Here is a 26,150-nt window from a genome sequence, read left to right as displayed (position 1 = left end):
GATAGAAAGTCAGGTGCGCGCTTGTCGCAGCACCCCGTGGACGGCCGCCGCCCGGCAGCGTGAACGCGCCTTGACACTGTGATTGTTAGCGCTGACAGTTGAGGGAGCCAATTGCACCTCCAACCGGAAAGCCGACTCAATGAAGAACTGGGCAGGGAACCTTGAATACGCCTCCGCGGAGGTCCGGCGGCCAGCCTCGGTGGAAGAACTTGCCGGAATCGTGGCCGGTGCCGGCCGGGTCAAGGCCCTTGGATCGCGGCACTCGTTCAACCGGGTGGGCGACACCGACGGCGTGCATGTGCTGCTGGATGCGCTGCCCCAGCGGATCGAACTCTCCCCGGACCGCACCACGGTGCGGGTCAGCGGCGGCGTCAGCTACGGGGAACTGTGCCGCGCCCTGGAGCAGTCCGGTGCCGCCATTCATAATCTCGCGTCACTCCCGCACATCTCCGTGGCGGGCGCAGTCCAGACCGGAACGCACGGCTCCGGCGTCAATAACCAGTCCCTGGCGGGAGCCGTCCAGTCGATCGACCTCGTGCGGCCGTCCGGCGAACAGGTTTCCCTCACCCGCGCCGATGGCGACGAATTCCTGGCCAGCGTGGTGGGACTCGGCGCCTTGGGGATCGTGACCGGCCTGGAACTCGCCGTCCAGCCGAGCTTCCGGATGCGCCAGCGCGTTCTGGAGAACCTGCCGTGGGACCAGGCGCTGGGCAGCTTCCGCGAACTCGTGTCCAGCGCCTACAGCGTCAGCCTTTTCACGGACTATGCCGGGGATTCCATCAGCCAGGTCTGGCTCAAGGCCCTGGACTCGGAGCCGCCCCTGGACGGGCTGTTCGGTGCCACCGCTGCCGTGCGGCCCCGGCACCCACTGCCGGACATGTCCGCGGAAAACTGCACAGTGCAGTTGGACGAACCCGGCCGGTGGCTGGACCGCCTTCCCCACTTCCGCCACGAATTCACGCCGAGCAAGGGTGAGGAGCTGCAGAGCGAGTTCATCCTCCCGCTGGAGCATGCCCCGGCCGCCATTGAGGCAGTCCGCGGACTCGCGGACAAGCTCGCGCCGCTGCTTTTTGTTTCGGAGATCCGAACCGGTGCCGCGGACGGGTTCTGGCTCAGCCCCTTCTACCGGCAACAGAGCGTCGCCCTGCACTTTACGTGGAGGCCGCTGCAGCCCGACGTGGAAGCGGTCCTGCCGGAGCTCGAGGATCTGCTGAGGCCCTTCGGGGCCCGTCCGCATTGGGGAAAGCTCTTCTCCCCCGCAGGGCACGACTGGGAATCGCTGTACCCCCGCTTCGCCGACTTCCGTTCACTGGCGTCGGCGCACGATCCGGACGGCAAGTTCCGGAACGGGCTGCTGGACAGCATCCTGGGGGTACCGGCGGCCAGCGCGCGGTAGCACGTTGTGCCTACCCGATAGGCTGGGCTGATGAACCGCCGCCTCGCAGTCCTGTCCGCCGCTCCCCTGCTCCTGCTCCTTTCCGGCTGTGGTGCCGTTGAGGAGGCAGCGGGCAACGCCGTCAGCGACGCCGCCTCGAAGGTGGCAACGGCCGGCGCTGCCGAAGTAAAGCGCCAGATCTGCGCTGTGGTCCAGGATGGGCTGGTCAGCGTTGAGGACAAGCAACTGCTGGCGGGCCTCGTCTCTGCAGCGTCCACGGCCGGGGTCCCGGCTGAAATTACGACGCCGTTGGGCCAGATTGCGGAAGCCGGAGACGAGGTGCCGGCAGAGTCCGTCCAGGCACTTGAGGACGCCTGCTCGGCTTAGGCTTAGCCGCCCGGCGCAGGCCGGAACGGCCCATAGCCCGTTTCAGTGCCGGCCTGGGGTGCCGGGCCAGCCCGCCTTAGTGGCCTGACTGGTCCATGCCGCGAAGGCCGGTTCCGCGCGGCCCCTGGGGGCGCCTTGCAGTACGGTGCTCGGGCGGAGCAAACGGGACCACCTCCTGGTTCCGGCTTGCCGGCAGTGCATTCACGAACTTTGACAGTTCCTCACTGAGGACCTTCCAGCTGATGTTGGGATCATCAGGGTAGGCATTTATTTCTTCCCGGCGCGCGGCCTCAAGGATGGCTTCCCCTGATTCCGTGAGTTCCACCTTGAATTGCCTGCGGTCGGCGGACTGGCGCGTCCTGGTGATGTGACCGGCGCCCTCCAGCCGGATCAGGACCCGTCCAAGGGTCTGGCTCTGGACCCGGATCGTTTCGGCGAGCTGTTCCTGGTTCAAGGGCCCGCCGGCAAGGCCTTCAAGGGCTATTACAGCCGCGCGGGTCAGGCCCAAGTGCGCCAGGGCGTCGTCCTGGCGCCGTTGAACCAGCCTGGCCGCCACAGAAATCAGGCGGTAGCTGGTGCGGGCATCTGGATCGAGATTGCTGGTCATCGGGCCGTGGCCTTCCTGTGGGTGGCGAAGTGCAGGGTGTTATCACCTCTTGTTGCGTCGCTACGTTCTCTACAATAAGCATGCTTAGCATCCAATTCGCAAGTAGGCTTACTATCCGCCGGGCCCAGCATGCTCCCTGAGGCCCCCTTATTAGGCGACCCTCTTGCGCTTCAAATGGAAAGTGTGCTTAGTATCTAAATAGTAATCATGCTTACTACTAGCCAGCGTTGCTGGTTCTTGATCGCCAGCTGACCCTTCAGGAAAGAGAGCCCGATGACAGAGAACCAATGGCCCCAGACCCCCGGCACTGCAACCACCGATCCCTACGGTGTGACCGCAGCAGGTGCCGAAGAAAACTATGGCACCACCCCCGCTGGGGGTTCCGCCGGAACCTCCAAGAGCCAGGCGGCCAAGGAAGAGGCGTCCAATGTTGCCGGCCAGGCCGCGACGTCCGCCCAGAACGTAGCGCAGTCCGCCAAGGACGAAGCCGCGCACGTGGCGTCCGAGGCGAAGCACAGCGCGCAGGACCTGCTGCACCAGGCGAAGTCAGGCCTGACAAGCCAGGCCGGCACCCAGCAGCAGAAGGCCGCCGAAGGCATCCGCACCATTTCCAGCCAGCTGCACAGCATGGCCGACGCGCCGGACCAGCAGGGCATGGCCAGCGACCTGATCCGGCAGGCTGCCGGCACCACCGACACCGTGGCCTCCTGGCTGGAGAACAAGCAGCCGGGCGACATTCTCGGCGAGGTCCAGCGGTTTGCCCGCAACAACCCCGGAACTTTCCTGCTGCTTGCAGCCGGAGCGGGCGTCCTGGCCGGCCGGCTCACCCGCGGCCTGACCGCAGGCGCACCCGAGTCCCGCGGCGCAGCGTATGGCTCACCATCGCAGCCGTCCGTGCAGAACCAGCCGGTTGCACCCCTCCACCAGGAGACGGGTTACGCAGCCGGTAACGACGACCTCTACAGCGAGCCTGTTGTGGGCGCCGGTGCTCCGGTATCCACTACTTCCCTGCCCTCCGGCACGGCCGAAGAGACTCCCCTCCGGTTCGAGGACGACCCCTACCGGGACGAGGACGGCTCCTACCGCAGCACCGACGGCGGTTACCGGTCATCGGAAGGACGCCAGCTGTGAGCAGTTCCATTCCAGAACCCGCTCCGAGTGCGGCGCACCAGAAGGCGGACAACGCCTCGCTGGGTGAGCTGCTCGGGGACGTGACCCGTGACCTGTCCACGCTCATGCGCCAGGAAGTCGAGCTGGCCAAGGCCGAGCTGAAGCAGTCGGCCACGAAGGCCGGCAAGGGCTCGGGCATGCTCGCCGGGGCAGGCGTGGCAGGACACTTCGTCCTTCTCTTCCTGTCCCTGGGCCTGATGTTCGCCCTGGGCGCCCTGATGCCGCTGGGCTGGGCCGCCCTGATCGTCGCCGTGGTCTGGGGCATCATCGCCGCGGTCCTGGCCTCGATCGGCCGCAAGGAACTCAAACAGGTCAAAGGCCTGCCCCAGACCGGGGAAACCCTGTCCGAAATACCCCCAACCCTAAAACCAGGTGAGGTAAACCGATGAGCGATAACCCGGACGCAATCCGTTCAGACATAGAAGCCACCCGCGCACGCCTGGGCACCAACGTCGACGCCGTGGCAGACAAAGTCACCCCGTCCAACATCGTCCACCGCCAAACCGACAAGCTCAAAGACACTGTCAGCGGGGTCAAGGAGAAAATCATGGGCGCAGCAGACTCAGCCAACACCACCGTCCACACCGGCGCCGGACACACCGGCAACGCACTGCACTCCACCGGGGACACCCTGCACGGAGCCAAGGACACCGCCGCGGCCAAACTCGGCGACGCAGGAACAGCGATCTCCAACGCACCGGACCAGGTCAAAGCCAAAACCCAGGGCAACCCCCTGGCCGCAGGCCTGATCGCCTTCGGCGCCGGCATGCTGATCTCCTCCCTGATCCCGGCCAGCCAAAAAGAACGCGAAGCCGCGGACCAGCTCAAAACCGCCGCCCAGCCCCTGGCCACCCAGGTCACCGACGCCGCCAAAGACATGGTCCAGGACCTCAAGGAACCCGCCCAGGAAGCCATGGAAAACGTCAAGGCCACCGCCACCGACGCCGCCCAAAACGTCAAAGCAGAAGGCCAACACGCCGCCACCGACGTCAAAGACCGCGCCACCGACGCCACCTCAAACGTCAAAAACACCTAAAGTGCTTGGGTAAGCAACAGGCCGGCTCCTTTTGGAGCCGGCCTGTTGCCGTTAACGCTGTGACTGCCGCCTGCACGGCTGGCGCCTGCCGTCCCCGCGCTCATGGGACCAAGCCTGTTACCGCTTGCCCTTCTTCCGTGAACCCTTGCCGCGCCCCTTGTCCGGGTTCGGCGCGTACCGCTGGGCCACCTTGGGCGCCTTCTTGGCTCCGGTACCCCTACGGTCCGGCTTGGGCTCTTTCTTGGTTTTCACCGGCTGGGCCGACGGCTGGCGGGAGCTTTGCGCTGTCCGTCCGCGGACAATCCCGATGAACTCCTCGATCACCTCGTCCGTTGACTCCGACGGCCAGGCTATGGCGATTTCGGTGCCGGGGGCACCGGTGAGCCGCCGCGCCACGGTGTCCTTGACGTTGAAGTGGCGGGCAACGGACATGGGGAGGATGGCCAGCCCGGCGCCCGTGGCCACCACCTGCAGCGCGGGCTCCGGGCCTCCGAGTGCAGCCACGTCAAGGAAGGATTCCTGTTCCAGGTCGGCCAGGGCCACTTCCTCGAACACGGAAATCTCGTGCCCCTTGGGCGCCACCACTACCGGCTGCTCCTCGTACAGCGGAATGACGCTGAGGCCTTCGCGCTCCACGGGGAGCCGGACAAAGCTGAGGTCCGCTGAACCCTCGCGAAGCACCGCAACCTGCGCGCCGTCGTCGGACATAAACGCCTGCAGCGGAACGTCCGGCATCCGCTCTTCCCACCGCCGGATCCATTTGCCCGGGGTTACCCCGGCCACATAGGCAATACGGAGCAGGCGGGGGGCGGTGTCTTCCGCCTGCCCGGCCGGCTGGTCCTGGTCACCGGGACCGGTTGTCTGGGGGATGTCGTGGGAGGGCACGTCTTCACAGTACCGTCCGCCCGGATACCCTTGAAGCATGACCTCTGCGAACTCCCAGTCCATGAAGCCGGCCACTGTTGCCAAGAAACTTGGCATCTATCTGCCCGCAACACCGCAGGAGTTCCAGGACTCGACCATCACCCGCGCCGAGTTCGCCGAACTGCAGGCCAACCCGCCGGAGTGGCTTGCCGAGCTCCGCCGCAACGGCCCGCACCCCCGCCCGGTGGTGGCGCAGAAGCTGAACGTGTCCATCAGCGGCCTGGCGCGCGGCGGCGTTGAGGAAGCGCTGACGACGGCGGAGATCACCGCGCTGCTTCAGGCTCCCCCGCAGTGGCTGGTCACCGAGCGGGCCACGCACGCCGCCGTCCGGGCCGAGGCCCAGCGGGTCAAGGAAGAATCCGCGAAGAAGGACGCCAAGAAGGCCCGCGCCAAGGCCGAGTAGCCCCGCACGCTCCGCAACTGACCCGGGACCCTCAGTCCTGGTGCAGCTGGATGTAGTTGCCGCAGCCGTCGTCGAACACGGCGCTGATCCCGGAAGGGTCCTCGGCCGGCTCGCCCTTGAAGCTGACCCCCGCCGCCAGCAGCCGCTCATACTCAGCCCGCACGTCCGGCACGCCGAACACGATGGCCGGGAGCCCGGCGTCGTGCACGGCGTTCATGTACGCGGCGCCGATCGGGTTGTCGCTGGGCTCCAGCAGCAACCCCACGGAGCCGGCGTCCGAGCCGGGGTCCTTGATGATGAACAGGTTGTGCTCGGGCATGGCCATCAGCGTCTCGAAGCCCAGGGTTCCTGTGTAGAAGGCGTGGGCCGCGGCGGGGTCCTTGACGTGGATGCTGCACATTTTGAGTCTCATGGACCCACGGTACGTGGCGTTCCGCCCTCCGGAAAGATGCCGGTTCCGGCCCCGGCCGTCCGGACCATTGACCGGCCTTCCGGAACGGGGTGGAATGGAATGACCAGCCCGGGATTCCGCGGCCCGGGCACGCGCTGGAAGTCAGGTGTCCGCCATGGGGGAAGGTTTCGTCGAGGGACTGGTCCAGGGAGCCTGGGCCCTGCTGTTGTGCGGCCCGGTGCTGGTTGCCAGTGTTGCGGTCACCGTCTTTGTGGTCCGGCGCCGCGCCCTTGCCGGCGGTAACGGGCCAACCGGGCGTTCGGACCAGCTGTTCTGGGACCTGTTCCTCGGGGCAGCCGTTGCCGCCCCCGCCCTGCTGATCCCCACCCTGATCTCACCGTGGACGGGCCTGTTCCTCGGCGGAGCCGGCATTGCCGCCGGCGTGGCCGCCTACCGGGCGACGCCGAAGTACCTTGCGCGCCGAACGGCACGCGAGGACCACCGGGCACTGGAGTCCGCGCACCTTGCGGCGCAGGCCCGGCACGACGAGCTGATCGCCCGCTGGCGGCGGTATGAGCTGGATCCGGCCTGCTCCATTGACTATCCGGCGCTGACGGACGTCCGGACCCCCGAAACCTCAGCCCTCATCAAGGCCATGCGGCAAGCTGACGAACTGCGCGGTGCGCCTCACCGGGGATATCCCGACGCCGTCACCAGCCTGGGTGCCACCCTTGCCGCTGCCGAGAAGGCGGCGGGCGTCCCGGCGGAACCGGCCTAGAAGTTACCCGCTGTGTCGTATGCCGTGGAACGGGGAACCCTGCGGCGATAGCATCCAATGATGGATCCCCAGGAGTTGCCAACCCATGACCAGTTCGGCCGGCGGCTGGAGGACCGCGGTGTCTGGCGGCAGGCCACTACCCTGGCTGCGGCCGGAGAACTGACTGCCCGCTGGCTGGAAGGCGAAAGCCAGTACCAGCCCGGAACCTTCGCCCCCGGCTTTGACGACGAAACCCGGCCCATTGCGTCTTCCCTCGCGGAACTGAACCGCAACGGACTTTTCACCAAGGAGTCCCAGCCCGGCCTACGCCCGGGCCCGGCGGCGCAGCGGCAGTACGTGACGGGGTTCTGCTCCGCGGCCGCCGCCTCGGCCCTGATCGGACTGTCAGCCCGCACGGAGCTGGTCACTGTGGCGCACGCCCCCGGCGAGTCCAGCAATGCCGCGATCCCGGTGACGCTGGCAGGCACGGAAGTCACCACGGTGCTGGGCTCCAGCGAGAATCCGGTGGACGAGGAACAGATCCGCGACTGGGCGGACGAAACCAACGATTCCCTCGCCCTGCTGCTCGCCGACTCCTGGTATGTGGAGGTCTTCGACCCCGTCTGGGGCCGGAACGACCGGCTGCTGCCGGAGGTGCTGGCCGCCCTCCTGGCGGTGGAGCCCGGATAAGGGCATACAGCAGAAGGGCGGGGCAGCCTCAGCCGCCCCGCCCGTCGAATTCGCTGGCAGGCCCTACAGGTCTACCGTGCCGCTCTCGCCGACGCTCATCCGGCTGTTGGTGACCTTGGACTTGACCCACTGGAGCACTGTGGCAGCGGTGCCGCCGGGGCTGGTCCAGTATTCGGCCGAGTCCGAGTCAATGCGGAGCAGGCACACCTCAGGGGTGTCCGGGCCGTCCGGGAACCATGCTTCGACAGCCTGGTTCCACATTTCGCGGATCTTCTCCCGGTCCGTGACAACCTCGGCCGTTCCCGCAACGGAGACCCATTCGGTGTTTTTGCCAAAGGAGACGTTGACGCGGGGGTCCGCCCTGACGTGGGCCACCTGGGAGGTGCCAAGGCCCGTGAAGAACCACATGTCGCCGTCGTCCTTCACCTCCTGGACAGCCAGCGGCCGGCTGACGAGGGCGCCTTCTTCGTTGATGGTGGTCAACATCCCGATGTGGGAACCGTTGATGATGTCCGTAACCTTGCTGATGCTCTCAGTGTCAGTCATATCTCACCTCGTTCGTCTGCGTGCGGGGGTAATTCCCCTCGGGCCAGCCTATTGGTAAGCATGCTTATTTTCCAGCCCGGAAGGAGCTGTCCGCCCTGCGCTGAAACCGGGGTCAGGCTCCAGCCGGGACGGCCACGCGGGCCACTTCGAGGATCCGGGCCGCCGTCTGCCGGCCCATCCGGATGGCTCCGTCAACATGCTGGTAGCCTTCGGCGGCCAGGTCCGAGGAGGACCAGTAGATGGGCCCCACCGGGGCATGCTGGTCCTTGCCGTAGCGGTGCAGGCCGCCGAGGTCGTAACTGGAGGCGTAGGCGCCGCGGGTCCACTCCTCGGAGCCCCAGTCCGATTCGTAGTACACCTCCGGCTCCATCGCCTCGGCGCCGAGGAACCCGGCAATGGACTCCAGGATGGCCCGCTTCCGCCCGTCGGCACCCAGCTCGAAGACGGCGTCGGCCTTTTCGTCCGAGACAAACCCCACCAGGGTGCCCCTGGTGTCACCGAAGTTGGTGTTGTCGTACACCTCCTGGACCAGGGATCCGGCACCGAAGCAGGTGCCTGACAGGCCGGAGTTCCGCCAGAACGGGCGGCTGTAGACAGCGTGGACCTTGATGACCAGGCCCAGCGACTGGTGCTGGTGCATCTGGTGCTGGCGGCGGGGCAGCGGCGGGTTGAAGGAGACCCGCGAGTAGAGGTTGGGCGGCACGGCCATGATCACGAACCGCGCGTTGACGGTTGCCCCGTCCGAGGCCACTTTGACGCGGTGGCCTTCGGCGTCCGGCTCCCATTTGATGGTGCGCACCGGGGAGTTAAGGACGACGTCGTCCCCCAGCTCCTGCGCGAGCAGCAGGGAGACCTGCTGCATTCCTCCCACCACGCGCCGGTCCAGGATGAAGTCCTCGTCCGTGAGGTGGGTGAAGGACCCCGCCGACGCCGCCATCAGCACAGCCTGCAGGGCGGAGAAGGCGTGGGCCGGCTTGGTGAGCATGCCGCCGGCGATGAAGAGGCCGATGTTGTTGCACGCTTCCTCGTTGGACGAGTGCTGCCGCAGCCAGTGGTGGAAGGAGATGGTGTCCAGCTCACGCGCCTTGGGGTGCGCCCACGGCTCGGTGGCACCGATGTCCGCTGCCAGCCCGTCCAGCAGTACGGTGAGCTTGTCCATCTCCGCCTGCGTGTCCGGGTCCACGGGGAACGAATCGCCGGCGTAGCGCACAGGAACCCCGTCCGCACCGATATACATCGACTCGCCCTCGCGGTACCGGGGGTACGTCTGCAGGCCCAGTTCGTCCAGGAGTTCCAGGAGTACGGTCTGGTCAGGCGAGACCCACTGGCCGCCGATCTCCAGCATGGCTCCGTCAACCGTGCCGGTCCAGGTGCGGCCGCCCACGCGGTCCCTCGCCTCAAGCACGGCAACGGTCAGGCCGGCCTTCTTCAGTTCACGGGCTGCGGTGAGTCCGGACGGCCCGGCTCCAACGACCACGACGTCGCGGTTCAGGTTCAGCATGATGTCCTCTCTTTGGTCCTGCCAGGTGACGGGAACCACTAAATGAACGGCATTCATTTATTAGAACTATAGCCGCTCCTGTCATGGACGGGAAGTGCCCGGTGGAATAATGCTGGAGACCACCGACGAAAGGGCAGGCATGCCGGCAGTATCAGCCACTGAGGGGCGCCCCCCGGGGAGTGCCGGTACCCAGAGGCGGCGGGCCGGCAGGCCGTCGGCCGCCGTCCTGGACAAGGCCGGAATCACCGCGGCGGCACTGGAGCTGATCAACCGCAAGGGATATGACGGCCTCACCATGGCCGCACTGGCCAAGGAACTGGACGTGGCGCCGTCGGCCCTCTATAACCACGTGGCTGCCAAGCGGGACGTCCTGCTCCTGGTGGAGGACCATCTCACCTCCCTGGTGGATGTATCCGGCTTCGGCCCGGCACCGTGGGAGGATGCCGTCCGGGGCTGGGCCTGGAGCTACCGGAACGTCTTCGCCGAGCACACGCCGCTCATTCCTGTCATCGCGGTCCTGCCGGTGACTGACGCGCCGCAGACCCTGGCCATGTACGAGACCGTCAGCAAGGGCTTCCTCGACGCCGGATTCCCGCACGAGCGGATTGTCTCTTCCATCGTGGCCCTGGAGTCCTTCATCTTCGGCTCCGCCTATGACGTGACGGCACCGGCCGACATTTTCGAGTCGGGCTCCATGGCGGAGGCAACACCGCACTTCACGGCTGCGGTGCGGAGTGCCGCAGGACAGGTGGACGGGCCGCCCGCAGATGCGGCGTTCAGCCTGGGGCTTGAGGCGCTCATTGCAGGACTGGGCGCCCTGCGGGAGCAGCGGGCTTAGTCCAGCTTCCTCACGACAGACCTGGCATACTTGTAATACAAGTACTCTACTTATATCCTAAGAGGGCGGGCGAAGGAGCCCGGTCCCGCCCGAAGGAGAACCCGTGAGTACCGTCGACCTGATCCGGCACGTCAAGCTGTCCACCGCCCGCCTGCCCCTCGCCGTTCCCATCAGCGACGCTAAGGTCTTCACGGGCCGGCAGAAGCCCATGACCGAGGTCGTTTTCCTCTTCGCCGAGATCACCACGGAACTGGGGCACACCGGCGTCGGCTTCAGCTACTCCAAGCGCGCCGGCGGTCCGGCACAGTACGCACATGCCAGGGAGGTCGCCGGGGGCATCATCGGCGAGGACCCCAATGATATCGCGAAGATCTACACCAAGCTGCTGTGGGCCGGAGCGTCGGTAGGCCGCTCCGGGGTGGCCACGCAGGCCCTTGCCGCAATCGACATTGCCCTCTACGACCTCAAAGCCAAGCGGGCCGGCCTGCCCCTGGCCAAGTTCCTGGGCGCGTACCGCGACTCCGTGCAGACCTACAACACCTCCGGCGGCTTCCTCAACGCCAGCCTCGAGGAAGTCAAGGCACGCGCCACGCAGTCGCTGGAGGAGGGCATCGGCGGCATCAAGATCAAGGTCGGCCTGCCGGACAGCAAGGAGGACCTCCGCCGTGTCGCCGGGATCCGCGAGCACATTGGCTGGGACGTCCCACTGATGGTGGACGCCAACCAGCAGTGGGACCGCGCCACCGCCCTGCGCATGGGACGCCAGCTCGAGGAGTTCAACCTCATCTGGATCGAAGAGCCCCTGGACGCCTACGACTTCGAGGGCCACGCGCACCTGGCGCAGGTCCTGGACACTCCCATCGCCACCGGGGAGATGCTCGCCTCCGTGGCCGAACACAAGGGCCTCATCAGCGCGAACAGCTGCGACATCATCCAGCCGGATGCGCCCCGGGTGGGCGGAATTACCCAGTTCCTGCGCCTCGCCGCCCTGGCGGACGAGCGCGGCCTGGGCCTGGCCCCGCATTTCGCCATGGAGATCCACCTGCACCTGGCCGCTGCCTACCCGCGCGAGCCCTGGGTAGAGCATTTCGACTGGCTCGATCCGCTGTTCAACGAACGCCTCGAAACCAAGAACGGCCGGATGATCGTCCCGGACCGTCCCGGCCTGGGCATCACCCTGAGCGACCAGGCGCGCGCCTGGACCACCGAATCAGTGGAGTTCGGCGCGTAACCTAGTTGCCATGAGCCGGAACCTCACCGCGGACCTCGCCGCTGACCTTCGCACCCGCATCGTCGACGGCGTCATCCAGCCGGGCGAGAAGCTCCCCAGCGAAAACACCCTGATCAGCGACTTTGGCGTCAGCCGTACCGTGGTGCGTGCCGCGCTGACCCGGCTGCAGGCCGAGGGACTTGTGGAAACCGAACGGGGACGGGGCAGCTTTGCCCTCACCCCGCCGTCGGACGGACCCTCCCCTGCTCCGGGGGCGCGTCCGGTGGCCACCATGGAGGACCGGCTGCACCTGCTGGAGTTCCGCATGGGGGTCGAAGCGGAGGCCGCAGCGTTGGCAGCGCGCAACCACACAGAGCGGCAGCTGCGGGCCGTCACCGCAGCGCTGGAGGAGTTCACCGCCAGCGCAGGGCATCCGGCCCACGCCATGAAGTCGGACTTTGAGTTCCACCGGGCCGTAGCCGCAGCTTCCGGCAACCCCTATTACTCGGACTGCCTCGCGGCCCTGGGCCAGACGATGATCGCGATGCCGCGTACCCGGCTGATGACCGGCGTCGAACACTACGCCCGGGACCACTTTGACCAGGTGGTGCAGGAACACCGGTCCATCTCTGAGGCCATCGCGGACGGGGATGAGGCCGCTGCCGCTGCTGCCATGCGCAGCCACCTGGCGAATTCACGACGCCGGTTCAAGGCATCGGCGCGTCCCTAGCGTCCGCGAACTATCGCCGCCGCGTGGCACCAAGCCGGCTGCCGTCGTCGAACCGGGCCTTAAGGCACCCGGGTCTGGACACAACACCCCGTAACCCCGGGGTGAAAAGTCCACACAGCGGTGCAACCGGCTTTACCCAAACTCTGGGAACGCAAAAGAGCCCCGGTCCTAAGACCGGGGCTCTTCCTGTTTGCGTGCGCGAGGGGGGATTTGAACCCCCACACCCTTTCGGATACTGGCACCTGAAGCCAGCGCGTCTGCCGTTCCGCCACTCGCGCGCAACTTCTTTCACCCAGCCACGGCCGGTTTCCCGGATCCGCAACCTTGTAAAAGCAGCGAGATCAAGCATAACGGACAGTGGACGGAAATTACCAATTGGGCTCCCGTGCGCCTGCCCGGCCCCGGCGGGACCCGCTGGTTCGAGCCCCGCCAAGGGGGCGGAACAGGCGCCGGATCCGGCGCGGCTGCGGCGTTGGAGTGAACTTTTGCAGGCGGCGGGCCGTTGTTGATTAAGGTCATTCACAGGCCTGCCCAGTAGTATCGGATGTAGGAGTGGCTGCCGCACGCGCGCACGCTCCTGAGTTGTGAACTGCACGGCGGGTGAAGTTCCGGAACGGAAACTGCCCCGCAGCCGGGGGGAAAGGAGAAGAATCATGGGTCTGCTGGACAAAGTTGAACGCGGCATTGAAAAGGCTGTCCGGGGCGTCTTCTCCACCGGCTCCCGCGCCCAGGTTGAGCCTGTGGAAATCGCCAGCCGCCTGCGCCGCGAGGTGGACCACAAGGCCCTGACGGTCTCTGCCGGCCGCACACTGGCGCCCAACGTTTTCGACGTCCAGCTCAGTGAAGACGACTTCAAGAGGGCCCAGGAATGGGGCACCCCGCTGGCCGAAGAACTCTGCGATGTGGTGATCAACCACGTCCGCAGCCAGGGCTACACGCTTCAGGGTTCGGTGCGGATTTCCTTCCGCCGGGACACGGACCTGCGCGCCGGAGACTTTGAAATCCTCTCCTCCACCGAGAAGTCCCAGGGTTCCCCGGCTGGTGCCCCCGCGCGCTCCAACGTACCGGCCGCTCCCAGCCGGCAGCCGGTCCGGCTCCAGCCCGTCCTGGACATCGACGGGCAGCGCTATTCCCTCAACGCGCCGTCCATCGTACTGGGCAGGTCTTCCGATGCCGACATCCACGTCGAGGACACCGGCGTTTCGCGCCGCCACCTGGAAATCCGCACGGCCAACGGCGTGACCAGCGCAGTGGACATGGGCTCCACCAACGGCAGCTACGTCAACGGGCAGAAGGTGTCAGGGAGCACCGAGCTCACTGACGGCTCCACCATCACTATGGGACGGACAAAAATCATCTTCCGCCTTCTGCCTGCCGGTCCTGGCGGCCGCGCATGAGCGACCTGACCATCACGGCCCTGCGCTTTGGCTTCCTCCTGCTCCTCTGGGTGCTGATTTTCAGCATCGTCTCCGCGATGCGGAGGGACCTCATGGTGGGGCGCAAGGCAGCGTCCGGCGCCCCAACCCAACGCCAGGTCCGCAAGAACCCGGGCCTGGCGGAGGCCGCCCCGCAGCCGGTAAAGCAGCAGGCCCACCAGCTGGTAGTCATCGAGGGACCGCTGAAGGGAACCACCCTTCCGCTTGCCGCCAGCCCCATCCTCCTGGGACGGGCCCAGGAGGCCACGCTGGTCCTGGAGGACGACTACGCCTCCGGCCGCCATGCACGGCTGTTCCCCCAGGGCAGCCGCTGGTTCATCGAGGATCTCGGTTCAACGAACGGAACGTACCTGGCGGACCAGCAACTTACCCGTGCCCTGCCGGTTGAGCCAGGGGTACCCGTGAGAATCGGCAAGACGGTCATCGAATTGAGGCCATAGCCGTGGCCGCCACGCAATCCCCCGCAAACGGGCACCAGCCCCCGCAGCGGCCCCTCATCATGCGCTTCGCCGCGCGCTCCGACGTCGGGCGCATCCGCTCCAAGAATGACGATTCCGCCTACGCCGGCCGGCACCTCGCCGTCGTCGCGGACGGAATGGGCGGCCACGCAGGCGGCGATGTTGCCTCCGCCGCCACCGTCCTGGACATGATCCACCTGGACCGCGGCGGCTATCACGGCGACGCCGGCACGGTCCTTGCCGACGAAATCCAGACCGCGAATTCCCTGCTGTCCGAACTGGTGCACCAGAACCCGAAGCTCGCGGGAATGGGCACCACCGTCACCGCCCTCCTGCTGGCCGAGGGAAAGCTCCACTTCGCGCACATCGGCGATTCCCGGGCCTACCGCCTGCGCGACGGCGAGTTCAAACAGGTGAGCGTGGATCACACGTTCGTCCAGCGGCTCATCGACGAAGGCAGGCTCCGCCCGGAGGAAGCCGAGAGCCATCCGCACAAGAACGTCCTGATGCGGGTGCTGGGCGATGTCGACGCCAGTCCCGAACTTGATCTTGACACCCTGGACGTACGGCCGGGCGACCGCTGGCTGCTCTGCTCCGACGGCCTCAACTACGTTGCGGGCCACGCCGTGGAACGGACGGTACGGGAAACCAAGGACCTCCGCGAGTGCGTGGAAACCCTGGTGGACCTGACCCTCGAAGCCGGTTCCCCGGACAACGTCACCGTAATCATGGTGGAAATCGTCGAAGAAACGCCCGACGACGTCAGTACAGCCGCCGTCGAAGTCATTCCTTCCACGAATGCTGCCTTGGCCGTTGCCGCGGCAGCGCGGAAAGACACCCCACCGGCGGCCAGTAACGCCGCCGGGGACCCTGACTCAAAAGAAGCGGAGGACCCGGGAGACTCCAAGGACGCCGACGGCGCTCCGTCCGTGCAGTCAGGCGCCACCGACCCGCACCTGGGCGAGCATCTGTCCGCCGAAGTCCTCCGGGAGGAGCTGGCGTCACGGCCGCACGAACTTGTGGGGGCTGCCGCGGCGGCCGCAGAGTCCGGTTCCATCCCCACCATCGCGGGGCGCACCGTGGCGCGCAGGGCTGCAACCCTCCTGACCCACAGGGCCGAACAGCCCGGCAACGACGCTGAGGACACCCTGGCACCGGCCAAACCGCGCAGGTGGGTCACCTGGACCATCGCCGCTTCGGTGCTGTTGGCACTGACGATTGGCCTGTGGCTGGGTTATGCCTGGACGCAGACCCGGTACTACGTTGGCGAATTCGATTCACGGGTGGCCATCTACAACGGGGTTTCCCAGCGCCTCGGACCCATCGGACTGTCCAGCCTGGAGACCGTCACGGAGATCCGGATGGATTCCCTGCCGCCCTTCTCCCAGCAGCGCGTACGCCAGACCGTTCCTGCCAACGACCTGTACGACGCCCAGCGCATCGTCAAGAACCTTGAGCTCACCGGAACCACGTCTCCTGAACAGGACTGCCCCACGCCTTCTCCCTCCCCGGCAGCATCCACCCCTGCCCCGGCGCCCACGGCCTCCGCTGCCGCTGCACCGGCCCCGGACGCTTCTCCAGCGGCAGCCGGTCCGTCCCCAACGCCCAGCCCCTCCGTCACCTGCGAGGCGGTCCAATGAGCCAGCTCAGCACCATGCCCAAACCGCGCCGCAACGTTGAACTCGCGCTGCTCCTGCTTGCCCTCGCCGTCGGCATCGGCGCCAACATGCTGGTGGGCATCGACCGGGAGAATGCGTTTGATTCCGACTTCTGGTTCCAGTCCGGCCTCCTGGCCGTCGCTGCCCTGGTCTTCCACGGGGTCCTTCGCTTCCGCGCAAAATATGCCGATCCAGTAATACTTCCGCTCGTGGTGGCGCTGAACGGCCTGGGGCTTGCCATGATCCACCGCCTGGACGCCCCGGGCGACGACACCGGCAACAACCAGCTGCGGTGGACACTTATCGCCATGGCCGTGGCCATCGGTGTGATCTGGTTCCTGAAGGACCACCGGGTCCTCCGCCGGTTCACCTTCATTTCGCTGGCTGCCAGCGCGCTCCTCCTGATCCTGCCGCTTGTCCCAGGCATCACGGCCGGCGAAATCCTCGGCGCCCGGGTCTGGATCCGCCTAGGCCCCATGACGTTCCAGCCCGGTGAGGTCGCGAAGATCACCCTGGCTATATTCTTCGCTGGTTATCTTTCCTCCAACCGCGATTTGATCCTGCTGGCGGGCCGCAAGGTGGGGCCGCTGCAGTTCCCGCGGTTCAAGGACATGGGCCCCATGATCACCGCGTGGCTGGTCAGCATCGGTGTGCTCATCTTCCAGCGGGACCTGGGCTCCTCCATCCTGTTCTTCGGCCTGTTCATCGTGATGATCTACGTGGCCACCAGCCGGATCAGCTGGGTTGTCATAGGCCTGGCCCTCATCGCCGGCGGCGGGTTCGTGGCCGCCCAGGTCTTCTCCCACGTGCAGCTGCGCATCGATGGCTGGCTCAACGCCTTCACACCGGAGGTCTACGACCGGTTCCCCGGCGGAAGCCGGCAGATCATTCAAGGCCTTTTCGGCATGGCCAACGGCGGTTTGGTCGGCACCGGACTGGGCCAGGGCCGCCCGGACCTGGTCCCCTTCGCCAACAGCGACATGATCATCGCTTCCCTGGGCGAGGAACTGGGGCTCATCGGACTCTTCGCCGTCGTCCTGATGTACCTGCTGCTGTTCACCCGTGGTTTCCGGGCTGCCCTGGGCACCCGCGACGCATTCGGGAAACTTCTGGCGTGCGGGCTGTCCTTCGCCGTGGCGCTGCAGTGCTTTGTGGTGATCGGGGGCGTCACACGCCTGATCCCGCTGACGGGCCTCACCACGCCGTTCCTGGCGGCCGGTGGCTCGTCCCTGCTGGCCAACTGGATCATTGTTGGCCTGCTCCTGATGATTTCGCACACTGCGCGCGGCCCCGTGGACACCACTCCCTTGCCGCCGGGCAAAGGATCGGAAGCACCAGGCATTGATACTCCTACCGAGGCGGTGAAACACCTGTGAACCAGGCAATACGGCATTCATGGGTGGCGGCCATCGCGATGTTCGCGCTCATCTTCGGAGCCATCAGCTACGTCCAGGTGATCGGGGCCGACGAACTCAAGGCCAACCCCTGGAACCAGCGCGCCGTCCTGCAAAGCTTCTGCAACGACCGGGGCGCCATCATTGTGGGTGGATCCCCCGTGGCGGAGTCCGTGGACACCGGCTCGGAGACCTGCGCCTTCCAGCGCACATACCCGCAGCCGGAGGCCTACGCGGGAATCACGGGCTACTTCTCGCAGAATTTCGGCGCCACCGGCCTCGAGCAGTCCATGGGCGCCGAACTTGCCGGCAACTCGGACCAGCTGTTCCTGGACCGTGTGGGGCAACTGTTCCTCGGAAACCAGCCCAAGGGCGCATCGGTGGAACTCACCATCGATCCGGAGATCCAGGAACTCGCCTACAGCCTCATTCCGGACGGGCAGCGCGGCTCCATTGTGGTCACCAACCCCAAGACCGGAGCCATCCTGGCCATGGTGTCCAAGCCGTCCTATGACCCGAACCTGGTGGCCACCCAGGACCTCGCCGCAGCCGACGCCAGCATGAATGAACTGATCAAGGTGCCCGGGATCAACCTGAACCCGAACGTCAGCGGACCCACCGGGGAACTGCTGGCCCCCGGCTCAGTGTTCAAGCTGGTAGGTACCGCAGCGGCCCTGTCATCCGGGAAGTACAACAAGGACAGCGAACTACCCAACCCTGCGGAGCTGCCCTTCGAAGGCATCGAGTACCGCCTGCCCAACTACGCGGGGGGCAACTGCTATACCCGGGACACAGCCAGTTTCGCCTTTGCGCTCCAGCAGTCCTGCAATACCCCCTTCGCGAGCATCGCCCTGGACCTGGGCCGGGACGCCATCGCCGAACAGGCGGCAAAGTTTGGATTCGGCCAGGACATGGGTGACCAGCTCAAGCTGGACTACGCCAGGGGGAGCACCTTCCCTGACGACCTCGACGGCCCCGGCCTGGCGCAGTCCGTCATCGGCCAGAAGGATGTCAGGGCGACGCCTCTGCAGGTGGCGCTCATGACCGCGGCAATCGCAAACGACGGCGTCCAGATGCAGCCCAACCTGATCAAGACCCTGCGGTCCCCGGACCTCCGGGTGATTGATGAACCGCAGCCGAAGCAATTGCGGACCTCCACCACCCCGGACATCGCCAACCAGATTACGGAGTGGATGGTAAGCGCGGTCAGCGAAGGTATCGCAAACCGCGCCGCCGTCCCCGGCGTCCAGGTGGCAGGAAAGACCGGAACCGCCGAGCTCGGCAACGGAACCAACAACTCCTGGTTCACCGGCTTTGCCCCCGCAAACAACCCGCAGGTGGGTGTCACGATCGTCATGGAAGGCGTGGACATCACCACCGGAGCACAGCTGACCAGTCCGAACGCGAAGAGAATTTTTGAGGCGGTGTTGAATAAGTGAGGCCTACAACCGGAATCACCCTCGGCGGGCGGTTCCAGCTGACCACGCGGATCGCGATTGGTGGCATGGGTGAAGTGTGGAAGGCGAAAGACCTCGTCCTGGGCCGCATCGTCGCGATCAAGGTGCTAAAAGAGGAGTACACGGGCGATCCCGGGTTCCTCCAGCGTTTCCGCGCCGAGGCCCGCCACACGGCGCTCCTGAACCACGTGGGCATCGCCAACGTCTTCGACTACGGCGAGGAGGAAGGTTCCGCCTACCTGGTCATGGAACTGGTCCCCGGCCAGCCGCTGAGCAGCATCATCGAACACGAGCAGGTCCTCTCGCCGGACCGCACGCTGTCCATCATCGCGCAGACCGCCCGTGCCCTCTCCGTTGCGCACGCGCAGGGCCTGGTGCACCGCGACGTGAAGCCAGGCAACCTCCTGATCACGCCCGACGGGCGGGTCAAGGTCACAGACTTCGGCATTGCCCGGCTTGCCAACCAGGTGCCGCTCACCCAGACCGGCCAGGTGATGGGCACCGCACAGTACCTTGCACCCGAGCAGGCCACCGGCCAGACGGCCACCGGCTCGTCGGACATCTACGCGCTCGGCGTCATCGGCTATGAGTGCCTGACCGGCCACCGCCCCTTCTCCGGCGAATCCCAGATTGCGATTGCCCTCGCCCAGGTCAATGACGCACCGCCACCCCTGCCGGAATCACTGCCCACCCCGGTCCGCGCCCTCCTGATGTCCATGCTGGCCAAGGACCCCAAGGACCGGCCGGAGAACGCCATCAAGCTGGCCGAGGCAGCAGAAGCCATCCGCAACGGCGACATTAGCGCGGCCCGCGCAGCCGTCCCCGGAATGCTCCTCTTCGATGCCGACACCGGCCCCATCACGGCTCCGGTGGACACTGCGACGGCGCCGACCGGCGTCATCGGCGCACAGCGGGATGATTCCCCAAGCCGGACTTCCGCCTTGCCGGTGGTTGGCGCGGGTGCGGCGGGTGCAGCGGCAGCCGGCGCTGCGGGGGCAGCTGCCGACGCCGACGCCCCCCAGGGGACGCTGGCCCGGGCCAACGCCCTGGCCGCGGAGCGCAAGTGGGTTCCGGAAGAAACAACGTACGACGACGAGCCCGCCGATGAGCCCCAGCGCAAGGGCCGCAGTCCCTGGACCTGGCCCCTGATCGCCCTGATCCTGCTGCTTCTGTTTGCGCTGGTGGGGTTCTTCCTCAGCCAGCGGGGAATCCTGTTCCCCTCCGAGGACCCCACGTCCGCGGGGACCACGAGCAGCGCGGCACCGAGCAGCGCCAGCCCCACCAGGACAACCCCGTCCGCCACCCCCACGCAGACCCGCTCGACGCCGACGCCGACCACGACTCCAACGACGGAAACCGTCAACGTGATTCCGGAGGCGTACCTCGGAAGGGACTACCGGACAGTCCAGTCGCAACTTTCGGCGCTCAACCTCGATGTCAGCGTTGAGCCACAGGTCGATGCCAATGCTGCGCCCAACACCGTCATCGGACTCTCGCGGTCGGGCCTGGTGGAAGTTGGCTCACCCGTAACGATTACCTACGCCGTGGCGCCCGAGCCCGCACCCACAACATCTGCCCCAGCTCCGGCTCCAACCGCGGCGCCCACCACCTCGTCGGTGGCGGCGCCCACCCTGGAGTCACCCCTGCCCGACTGCACGGACGGCCAGCAGCCGGGTACGCCCCCAACCTGCAACCCGTAGCCGCCAGGACATCCCATGAATGAGTCACCGCGCACCCCGTTGCACCGTGAGGACAGCCTCCCGGTGGATAACCGCCGCGTCCTGAGTGGCCGCTACGAACTGGGCGGCCTGATTGGGCGCGGTGGCATGGCAGACGTATACCGCGGCGTGGACACCCGGCTGGGGCGGACGGTGGCCATCAAGCTGCTGCGCCCGGACCTTGCCCGTGATCCGCAGTTCCAGGCAAGGTTCAAGCGCGAGGCACAGGCTGTGGCCGCCCTCAACCACTCCTCCATCGTCGCCATCTACGACACAGGCGAACACCTCGTCCACGATGGCTCCGAGGACGTCCGGGTGCCTTACATCGTGATGGAGTTCGTGGAGGGGAAGACCCTCCGCGAACTGATCCGCGGCCACGACGTCACCATTGGGCAGGCCATCGACTACTGCATGGGCGTCCTGGGGGCGCTCGAATACAGCCATAAGGCCGGGATCGTCCACCGGGACATCAAACCGGCCAATGTGATGTACTGCGAAAGCACCAACTCGGTGAAGGTGATGGATTTCGGGATCGCCCGCGCCATCGCGGATTCTTCGGCCACCATGACCCAAACCCAGGCCGTGGTGGGCACTGCCCAGTACCTGTCTCCCGAACAGGCCCGCGGCGAAGCGGTGGATGCGCGCAGCGACCTCTACTCCGCTGCCTGCCTGCTGTACGAGATGCTCACGTCCCGTCCGCCGTTCGTCGGCGACAGTCCGGTTTCGGTGGCGTACCAGCATGTCCGGGAGATACCCGAGCCGGCGAGCACCCTCAATCCCGACGTGACTCCGGCCCTGGACAGTGTGCTCGCTAAAGCCCTGCAGAAGAACCGCGACGACCGGTTCCAGGATGCCGCGGCCTTCCGCCGTGCCCTGCGCGCTGCCCGGTCGGGGGTGCCTGTTCCCGCGGTAGCCGCCTCCGAAGCGCCGACCGACCCCAACGACCACGTCCCTGCCCCGACGGCTCCGGCCACCGAAGCATTTGGTGTCACAGGGGCGGGCTTCCTGGACGATGCTCCCACCGGCAGGCTGGCGGCAACGCACGCCTCCGCCGGTGACCAAGGGACCGCTTTCCCCCTGGCCGCCGGTTTCGATGACCGGACCCAGGCCGAGGCGCTGCCGCTTGGCCTCCCTCCGGAACGCGAGCCGAGCCCCCGGCAGAAGTCCCGCCGTCGTGCATGGATTGCCACCCTGGTGGTCTTCACCCTGCTCGTCCTCGCCGGCGGTGGGCTGTGGCTGTACAGCACCGTCAACCGGCCTGCCCCGGAAATACCGAAAGTCCAGATCCCGGTGGTCGCTGCCATGACAGAGTCAGCGGCGCTGCAGGAACTGTATAACGCCGACCTCAAGCCCAGGATTGTCCGGTCACAGCACGATACCGTTCCCAAGGGCACGGCCATCGGCACCGAACCGGAGTCCGGTGCGTCCATGGATCCTGGGGCGGAGGTGGTCCTGAACATCTCCGAGGGCCCCAGCGCCGTCATGATTCCCGAAAGCCTCCCGGGGAAGACGGAAGCGGCGGCCAGGGATATCCTGCGGCAAAGCGGACTGGCCGGCGCACCGTCCACCACCACAGCCAACAGCGCCACGGTTCCCGCAGGAATCGTGATCACCACCAGCCCCGCGCCAGGCCAGATGGTCGGTGTGGGAACCAGCGTCGAGCTGATCGTGTCCACGGGCAAGGTTGCGCTTCCGGAACTGCGGGGACGCACCCGCGAAGAGGCTGAAGCCGCGCTGAAGGAACTGAGCCTGGTCCCTGCGGTGATCGAGGTGGAGAACGCCCAAGTGGAGGCAGGCAGGGTGACGGACCAAAGCGATCCGGTCAACGCCACCGTGGAACAGGGAAGGACCGTCACGATTGTGGTGGCCAAAGCTCCGCCGCCGCCTCCGCCAAGCCCCGAGCCGACCGCGACACCGACGCCCAAGCCGACCTCCACCAAGGATGACGACTGACGGGTCAGCCTGCAGGTCAGTGCTGGATCAGCGGACTCAGTTTGGCTGCCCGGGCGGCTGCGCCCTTCATCCCCAGCGACTCCAGCCAGTTTCCCAGCATCTGGTAGCCGCCTTCTGTCAGCACGGACTCCGGGTGGAACTGCACACCGCACAGCGGCGCCGTCCGGTGCTGGAGTCCCATCACCACACCTGTTGCGGTCTCGGCAGTGACCTCAAGGACGTCAGGAATCGATTCGCGGACGGCTGCCAGCGAGTGGTAGCGCGTGGCGGTCACGGGGGAGGGGAGTCCGGCGAAGACGCTGGTGCCGATGTGCTGTACCAGGGACGTTTTACCGTGCATCAGCTCCGGAGCGTGCGTGACCTTCCCGCCGAAGGCCTCCGCCAGTGCCTGGTGCCCAAGGCATACACCGAACATGGGCACGCTGTTCTCGCCGCACCACTTGATCAGTTCAATGCACACCCCGGCTTCCGCGGGGTTGCCGGGACCGGGTGAGATGAGCACACCGTCGCGGGTGCTGGCCAATTCAATGGCTTCCGCCAGTGTGACGTCGTCATTGCGGACAACCGTGGTTTCGGCGCCGAGTTCCTGAAGGTAGCCCACCAGGGTGTAGACGAAGCTGTCGTAGTTATCCACCACGAGGATTTTGGTTGTGGTCACTGGCTTGCTGAACCAATCGTTGAGTCGGTGAATTGGGTGTATTCGGACATCCAGGGAAAAAGGAACTGAACCATCAATACCAGTGCGGCAGCGACGAGCACCAATGAGGTGACAATCCGCAGCCAGAGGGGTCCGGGAAGATGCCGGAAGATCCAGCCGTACATGCTCAGCCCTTTCCGATCGCAGCAGCCACCTGGTCCGCGATTTCGGCGGGCGGTCCCGCCGAGGCGGGGCGCCAACTGTCCAGGAGCGAGTAGGCGATGATGCGTTCTTCGGCCCCAAAGCGGGGGTTGCAGCTGGTCATGGTCAGGTATCTTTCGGTGGGGACGGTCCCCGGGAGTGTGGGCACCGGTTCCAGGACGTCGGTGCGCGATGGCATTACGATCTGGTTGTTGCGGAACACATAGACGTAATAGCCGTCCTTGGTCTGGACGTAGATCTTGTCCCCGGGAACCAGGGTGTGGATGTTGTCCAGGACGGCGCCGTGGGTCTGGCGGTGCCCGGCAACGGCAAAATTGCCGACCGCTCCCGGCATGGCGGTGGTGCCGTAGTGTCCCAGCCCCAGTGTGTCCAGAACATCGCTGGTGGTGCCCTCCACGATGGGGCGGGTGTAGTTCGCGCCGAACCGCGGAATGTACATGATGCCGATAGTGCCGGCGTGGCCGGGTGCGGCGGACACCACCGGCTCGCCGAAGTCCTCCCCGGCAGATGGCGCAGAGCCTTCCGGGGCGGCTGGTGCGGCCGGGGCAGCGTCGCCGAGGTCCTGGGCGAATTCCTTGATCACTTCGCTCTGCCTGGCGTCCGATTCGACGTTGGTCCACCACAGCTGCCATGCAACGAACAACAGGAGGATGATCCCGGCGGTGATGAGCAGCTCGCCAACCACCTGGACTGCTCCACGCAGAATTACGACGCCGGCGGGCGCCGCAGCGGTTCGGCCCGCTTTCTCCTGCAACACCACGCGTTCTCCTCGAGGCGGTTCCATCGGGCATCGGCGGCCCACGAACTACGGCTAGAATTGGCTGCTAGTAAGAATCCAGATTTGACCAAGATCGCGCAGACCGCTGGCAATTTCCTTCTTGCAGGATACCAAGCCCGGAACGCCGAGCTTGCCTCAGCCCGCCAAGGAGAGCCAGTGCCCGAGTCAAAGCCGCGCAAGAAGACTGCCAGCACCGCCCCCCAGGCTTCTTCCCAGACGTACAAGCCGAACCCGGTGTGGTTCAAGCCCGTGATGTTCGGACTGATGATCATCGGCCTGTTCTGGATCATCACGTTCTACATCAGCGAAGGACGCTTCCCCGTCCAGGCATGGGAATCATGGAACATCGTGGCCGGGTTCGGTATCGCCATTGTCGGCTTCCTGATGACCACCCGCTGGCGCTCATAGGTTCCTTTCCCGGATGCCGGCAGGCCGAACCTTAACCCCGAGGGAAACGCATGCCCCCTGACGATCACGGTGACCTGCTGGGCGGGGACGGCCTGGCCCGCCCGGCGTGGGCGTCCTCCGACCCTTTGCTGCGGGACTACTACGACCATGAATGGGGCATGCCCGTCAGGGATGAGCAGGGCCTCTACGAACGTATCTGCCTGGAAGGATTCCAGGCAGGACTTTCCTGGGCCACTATCCTGCGCAAGCGCCCCGCGTTCCGGACAGCTTTTGCCGGCTTCAACCCCGACGCCGTCGCACAGTTCACCGATGCCGACGTCGAGCGGCTGCTTCAGGACGCCGGTATTGTCCGGAACCGGCTGAAGATACGTGCCGCGGTTACTAATGCCCGCGCGACCCTTTCGTTGCGGCAGGATGGCGGCCTGGTGGACTTTGTGTGGCGGTTCCAGCCCGAAGCAACCCCCCGCCCCCGGACCCATGCGGACATCCCCACCCAGTCGGCGGAATCCATTGCCCTTTCCAAGGCCCTGCGGAAAAAGGGCTTCGCCTTCGTGGGCCCCATCACCATGTTCGCCCTCATGGAGGCCATCGGCATGGTGGACACCCATCTGGTGGGAAGCCACCGGCGCGGTTCATCGGGGATTTGGCCGGACGCAGGCTAGGCGATGCCGCCCGGGCAGGCTTGCCGCGGCGACCACGCAAGCGGTGGCAGTACGCCCGTGGAAGCTGCTCGCTTTCCCCAGCTGTTGGGAATCTTATCCACAGCCACCCGCCCATCGGGGGACATTCAGGGCGCCGATCCCCGCCGCGACAGCGCGAGGCGCTCATCCTGCATCCCGGACGCAGTTATTAACAGTGTGGAATACCTGTGGATAACGGCGGGAGAGGCCCGTTCCCGGCCTAGCGCTCTTTGCGGACCGGGTGGTGGCTGGTGATCGACACGCGGTTGAAGGCGTTCATGGCAATGGCCAGCCAGCTGACCACGGAGAACTCCTCCTCCGTCAGGTGTTCCCGGGCGTAGGCTTCCTCCTGCTCCTGGGAGCTGTGGCCGGGGAGGGTTGTGATGCTCTCTGCCAGCGCCAGGGCTGCACGCTCCTTCTCGGTAAACAGCGCAGTGTCCCGCCAGGCCGACAGCACCGCCAGCCGCTGTGGAGACTCTCCGGCCTGGACTGCGTCCCTGACGTGGACGTCCAGGCAGTAGGCACAACCGTTCAGCTGCGAGATACGCACGTGCAGGAGCTCCACGGTCTTGGGCTCCATCCCGACTTCCTGCGCCGCTTCCTTGACCTTGAGCCCCAGGCCGTTGAGCGCGCGCCATACGGCGGGGTGCTGCTTGTCGAGGAAGATGTGCTTGGTGGTCGCAGTCATGGACCCTCCTGTCGGGAAAACGGACGTAAGCCAAGGGTAGGCGCCCGGTAATTATCCACTTACCAACATCCCGATACCCACAAGTTATCCACAGTTGT

Annotated in this window: 29 protein-coding genes and 1 tRNA gene; 20 read left to right on the top strand and 10 right to left on the bottom strand. The window is 66.2% G+C overall.

Annotated features, from left to right (window positions below; genetic code table 11):
• Nucleotides 1-139 precede the first annotated feature (139 nt).
• Both AC4BCK_RS00240 and AC4BCK_RS00235 read left to right on the top strand, forming a co-directional pair.
• On the top strand, nt 140-1,396 hold the full coding sequence (locus AC4BCK_RS00240; RefSeq protein WP_490566438.1) for a D-arabinono-1,4-lactone oxidase: 1,257 nt from the start codon (nt 140-142) through the stop codon (nt 1,394-1,396).
• 30 nt (nt 1,397-1,426) lie between these two features.
• On the top strand, nt 1,427-1,762 hold the full coding sequence (locus tag AC4BCK_RS00235) for a hypothetical protein (RefSeq protein WP_174182155.1): 336 nt from the start codon (nt 1,427-1,429) through the stop codon (nt 1,760-1,762).
• A 76-nt stretch (nt 1,763-1,838) separates the two neighbouring features.
• On the opposite strand, the gene AC4BCK_RS00230 is transcribed toward AC4BCK_RS00235, so the two are convergent.
• The gene (locus AC4BCK_RS00230) at nt 1,839-2,369 is read right to left on the bottom strand and encodes a MarR family winged helix-turn-helix transcriptional regulator (RefSeq protein WP_174182159.1); all 531 of its coding nucleotides are present in this window, start codon (nt 2,367-2,369) and stop codon (nt 1,839-1,841) included.
• A 273-nt stretch (nt 2,370-2,642) separates the two neighbouring features.
• Between AC4BCK_RS00230 and AC4BCK_RS00225 the strand changes: the two genes are divergently transcribed.
• Genes AC4BCK_RS00225 through AC4BCK_RS00215 form a run of 3 tightly spaced genes read left to right on the top strand, consistent with a single transcriptional unit; the run spans nt 2,643 to nt 4,575 of the window.
• On the top strand, nt 2,643-3,500 hold the full coding sequence (locus AC4BCK_RS00225) for a hypothetical protein (RefSeq protein WP_174182161.1): 858 nt from the start codon (nt 2,643-2,645) through the stop codon (nt 3,498-3,500).
• Nucleotides 3,497-3,928, top strand: a complete 432-nt coding sequence (locus AC4BCK_RS00220) for a phage holin family protein (protein ID WP_251421267.1) — start codon at nt 3,497-3,499, stop codon at nt 3,926-3,928. Before AC4BCK_RS00225 ends, AC4BCK_RS00220 begins: the two co-directional genes overlap by 4 nt.
• Nucleotides 3,925-4,575: a DUF3618 domain-containing protein gene (locus AC4BCK_RS00215; protein ID WP_310113504.1), complete on the top strand. Its 651-nt coding sequence runs from the start codon at nt 3,925-3,927 to the stop codon at nt 4,573-4,575. Before AC4BCK_RS00220 ends, AC4BCK_RS00215 begins: the two co-directional genes overlap by 4 nt.
• Nucleotides 4,576-4,692: 117 nt before the next feature.
• Here the strand turns inward: AC4BCK_RS00215 and AC4BCK_RS00210 are convergent, their stop codons facing one another.
• Nucleotides 4,693-5,499, bottom strand: coding sequence for a LysR family substrate-binding domain-containing protein (locus AC4BCK_RS00210; protein ID WP_174178616.1), 807 nt, complete (start codon nt 5,497-5,499; stop codon nt 4,693-4,695).
• Here AC4BCK_RS00210 and AC4BCK_RS00205 point away from each other — a divergent pair.
• Entirely contained in the window at nt 5,498-5,902 is a 405-nt protein-coding gene (locus tag AC4BCK_RS00205; RefSeq protein ID WP_066272755.1) for a DUF5997 family protein, read from the top strand. The two genes, AC4BCK_RS00210 and AC4BCK_RS00205, sit on opposite strands and share 2 nt — an antisense overlap.
• 31 nt (nt 5,903-5,933) lie before the next feature.
• Here the strand turns inward: AC4BCK_RS00205 and AC4BCK_RS00200 are convergent, their stop codons facing one another.
• A complete protein-coding gene (locus tag AC4BCK_RS00200) occupies nt 5,934-6,314 on the bottom strand; it encodes a VOC family protein (protein WP_310113503.1) in 381 nt (126 codons plus the stop codon).
• A 154-nt stretch (nt 6,315-6,468) separates the two neighbouring features.
• Between AC4BCK_RS00200 and AC4BCK_RS00195 the strand changes: the two genes are divergently transcribed.
• Together AC4BCK_RS00195 and AC4BCK_RS00190 are read left to right on the top strand one after the other, a co-directional pair.
• Nucleotides 6,469-7,071, top strand: coding sequence for a hypothetical protein (locus AC4BCK_RS00195; protein ID WP_217432535.1), 603 nt, complete (start codon nt 6,469-6,471; stop codon nt 7,069-7,071).
• Nucleotides 7,072-7,131: 60 nt separating this feature from the next.
• Nucleotides 7,132-7,740: a DUF6919 domain-containing protein gene (locus AC4BCK_RS00190; protein ID WP_364320532.1), complete on the top strand. Its 609-nt coding sequence runs from the start codon at nt 7,132-7,134 to the stop codon at nt 7,738-7,740.
• A 63-nt stretch (nt 7,741-7,803) separates the two neighbouring features.
• Here the strand turns inward: AC4BCK_RS00190 and AC4BCK_RS00185 are convergent, their stop codons facing one another.
• Nucleotides 7,804-8,286, bottom strand: coding sequence for a pyridoxamine 5'-phosphate oxidase family protein (locus tag AC4BCK_RS00185; RefSeq protein ID WP_174178595.1), 483 nt, complete (start codon nt 8,284-8,286; stop codon nt 7,804-7,806).
• A gap of 112 nt (nt 8,287-8,398) precedes the next feature.
• Nucleotides 8,399-9,787, bottom strand: coding sequence for a flavin monoamine oxidase family protein (locus AC4BCK_RS00180; RefSeq protein ID WP_472531133.1), 1,389 nt, complete (start codon nt 9,785-9,787; stop codon nt 8,399-8,401).
• 139 nt (nt 9,788-9,926) lie between these two features.
• Here AC4BCK_RS00180 and AC4BCK_RS00175 point away from each other — a divergent pair, with 139 nt between their 5' ends.
• From AC4BCK_RS00175 to AC4BCK_RS00165, 3 genes are all read left to right on the top strand, one after another.
• Nucleotides 9,927-10,625, top strand: a complete 699-nt coding sequence (locus AC4BCK_RS00175; RefSeq protein WP_364320536.1) for a TetR/AcrR family transcriptional regulator C-terminal domain-containing protein — start codon at nt 9,927-9,929, stop codon at nt 10,623-10,625.
• A gap of 103 nt (nt 10,626-10,728) precedes the next feature.
• Nucleotides 10,729-11,856, top strand: coding sequence for an L-talarate/galactarate dehydratase (locus AC4BCK_RS00170; RefSeq protein ID WP_174178593.1), 1,128 nt, complete (start codon nt 10,729-10,731; stop codon nt 11,854-11,856).
• Between the two features lie 10 nt (nt 11,857-11,866).
• Nucleotides 11,867-12,565, top strand: a complete 699-nt coding sequence (locus tag AC4BCK_RS00165; RefSeq protein WP_104186620.1) for a FadR/GntR family transcriptional regulator — start codon at nt 11,867-11,869, stop codon at nt 12,563-12,565.
• 195 nt (nt 12,566-12,760) lie between these two features.
• Here the strand turns inward: AC4BCK_RS00165 and AC4BCK_RS00160 are convergent.
• Nucleotides 12,761-12,843: transfer RNA gene (locus AC4BCK_RS00160), tRNA-Leu, on the bottom strand.
• 375 nt (nt 12,844-13,218) lie between these two features.
• Between AC4BCK_RS00160 and AC4BCK_RS00155 the strand changes: the two genes are divergently transcribed.
• The 7 genes from AC4BCK_RS00155 to pknB are packed head-to-tail and all read left to right on the top strand — an operon-like array spanning nt 13,219 to nt 22,639.
• Nucleotides 13,219-13,962 (top strand): FHA domain-containing protein, encoded by a 744-nt coding sequence (locus AC4BCK_RS00155; RefSeq protein WP_174178591.1) that lies wholly within the window; start codon nt 13,219-13,221, stop codon nt 13,960-13,962.
• Nucleotides 13,959-14,441, top strand: a complete 483-nt coding sequence (locus tag AC4BCK_RS00150) for an FHA domain-containing protein FhaB/FipA (RefSeq protein WP_066272737.1) — start codon at nt 13,959-13,961, stop codon at nt 14,439-14,441. Before AC4BCK_RS00155 ends, AC4BCK_RS00150 begins: the two co-directional genes overlap by 4 nt.
• A 2-nt stretch (nt 14,442-14,443) precedes the next feature.
• Nucleotides 14,444-16,099: a PP2C family protein-serine/threonine phosphatase gene (locus AC4BCK_RS00145; RefSeq protein ID WP_400634908.1), complete on the top strand. Its 1,656-nt coding sequence runs from the start codon at nt 14,444-14,446 to the stop codon at nt 16,097-16,099.
• Nucleotides 16,096-17,493 (top strand): FtsW/RodA/SpoVE family cell cycle protein, encoded by a 1,398-nt coding sequence (locus AC4BCK_RS00140; protein WP_174178589.1) that lies wholly within the window; start codon nt 16,096-16,098, stop codon nt 17,491-17,493. Before AC4BCK_RS00145 ends, AC4BCK_RS00140 begins: the two co-directional genes overlap by 4 nt.
• Nucleotides 17,490-18,950 (top strand): penicillin-binding transpeptidase domain-containing protein, encoded by a 1,461-nt coding sequence (locus AC4BCK_RS00135; protein ID WP_251421255.1) that lies wholly within the window; start codon nt 17,490-17,492, stop codon nt 18,948-18,950. The genes AC4BCK_RS00140 and AC4BCK_RS00135 overlap by 4 nt, the downstream gene beginning before the upstream one ends.
• Entirely contained in the window at nt 18,947-20,668 is a 1,722-nt protein-coding gene (locus AC4BCK_RS00130; RefSeq protein ID WP_490566437.1) for a protein kinase domain-containing protein, read from the top strand. Before AC4BCK_RS00135 ends, AC4BCK_RS00130 begins: the two co-directional genes overlap by 4 nt.
• 15 nt (nt 20,669-20,683) lie before the next feature.
• Nucleotides 20,684-22,639 carry a Stk1 family PASTA domain-containing Ser/Thr kinase gene (gene pknB, locus AC4BCK_RS00125; RefSeq protein WP_366287168.1) on the top strand — a complete coding sequence of 652 codons (1,956 nt, stop codon included), beginning with the start codon at nt 20,684-20,686 and terminating at the stop codon, nt 22,637-22,639.
• Nucleotides 22,640-22,655: 16 nt separating this feature from the next.
• Here the strand turns inward: pknB and AC4BCK_RS00120 are convergent, their stop codons facing one another.
• From AC4BCK_RS00120 to AC4BCK_RS00110, 3 genes are read right to left on the bottom strand one after another with little or no spacing between them, the layout of a single operon-like run.
• A complete protein-coding gene (locus tag AC4BCK_RS00120) occupies nt 22,656-23,297 on the bottom strand; it encodes an anthranilate synthase component II (RefSeq protein ID WP_174178580.1) in 642 nt (213 codons plus the stop codon).
• Nucleotides 23,294-23,461: a hypothetical protein gene (locus AC4BCK_RS00115; protein WP_174178577.1), complete on the bottom strand. Its 168-nt coding sequence runs from the start codon at nt 23,459-23,461 to the stop codon at nt 23,294-23,296. The genes AC4BCK_RS00120 and AC4BCK_RS00115 overlap by 4 nt, the downstream gene beginning before the upstream one ends.
• A 2-nt stretch (nt 23,462-23,463) precedes the next feature.
• Nucleotides 23,464-24,258 carry a class E sortase gene (locus AC4BCK_RS00110; RefSeq protein WP_490566436.1) on the bottom strand — a complete coding sequence of 265 codons (795 nt, stop codon included), beginning with the start codon at nt 24,256-24,258 and terminating at the stop codon, nt 23,464-23,466.
• A gap of 174 nt (nt 24,259-24,432) precedes the next feature.
• Here AC4BCK_RS00110 and AC4BCK_RS00105 point away from each other — a divergent pair, with 174 nt between their 5' ends.
• Both AC4BCK_RS00105 and AC4BCK_RS00100 read left to right on the top strand, forming a co-directional pair.
• Nucleotides 24,433-24,684 carry a cell division protein CrgA gene (locus AC4BCK_RS00105; protein ID WP_066280063.1) on the top strand — a complete coding sequence of 84 codons (252 nt, stop codon included), beginning with the start codon at nt 24,433-24,435 and terminating at the stop codon, nt 24,682-24,684.
• 50 nt (nt 24,685-24,734) lie between these two features.
• A complete protein-coding gene (locus tag AC4BCK_RS00100; protein WP_490566435.1) occupies nt 24,735-25,346 on the top strand; it encodes a DNA-3-methyladenine glycosylase I in 612 nt (203 codons plus the stop codon).
• Between the two features lie 238 nt (nt 25,347-25,584).
• On the opposite strand, the gene AC4BCK_RS00095 is transcribed toward AC4BCK_RS00100, so the two are convergent.
• A complete protein-coding gene (locus tag AC4BCK_RS00095) occupies nt 25,585-26,052 on the bottom strand; it encodes a carboxymuconolactone decarboxylase family protein (protein WP_174178570.1) in 468 nt (155 codons plus the stop codon).
• Between the last annotated feature and the right edge of the window lie 98 nt (nt 26,053-26,150).

Source organism: Pseudarthrobacter sp. As-47, assembly GCF_058215595.1.
Note: the sequence above shows the minus strand (reverse complement) of the source record. Positions and strands in the feature narration are given on the sequence as shown.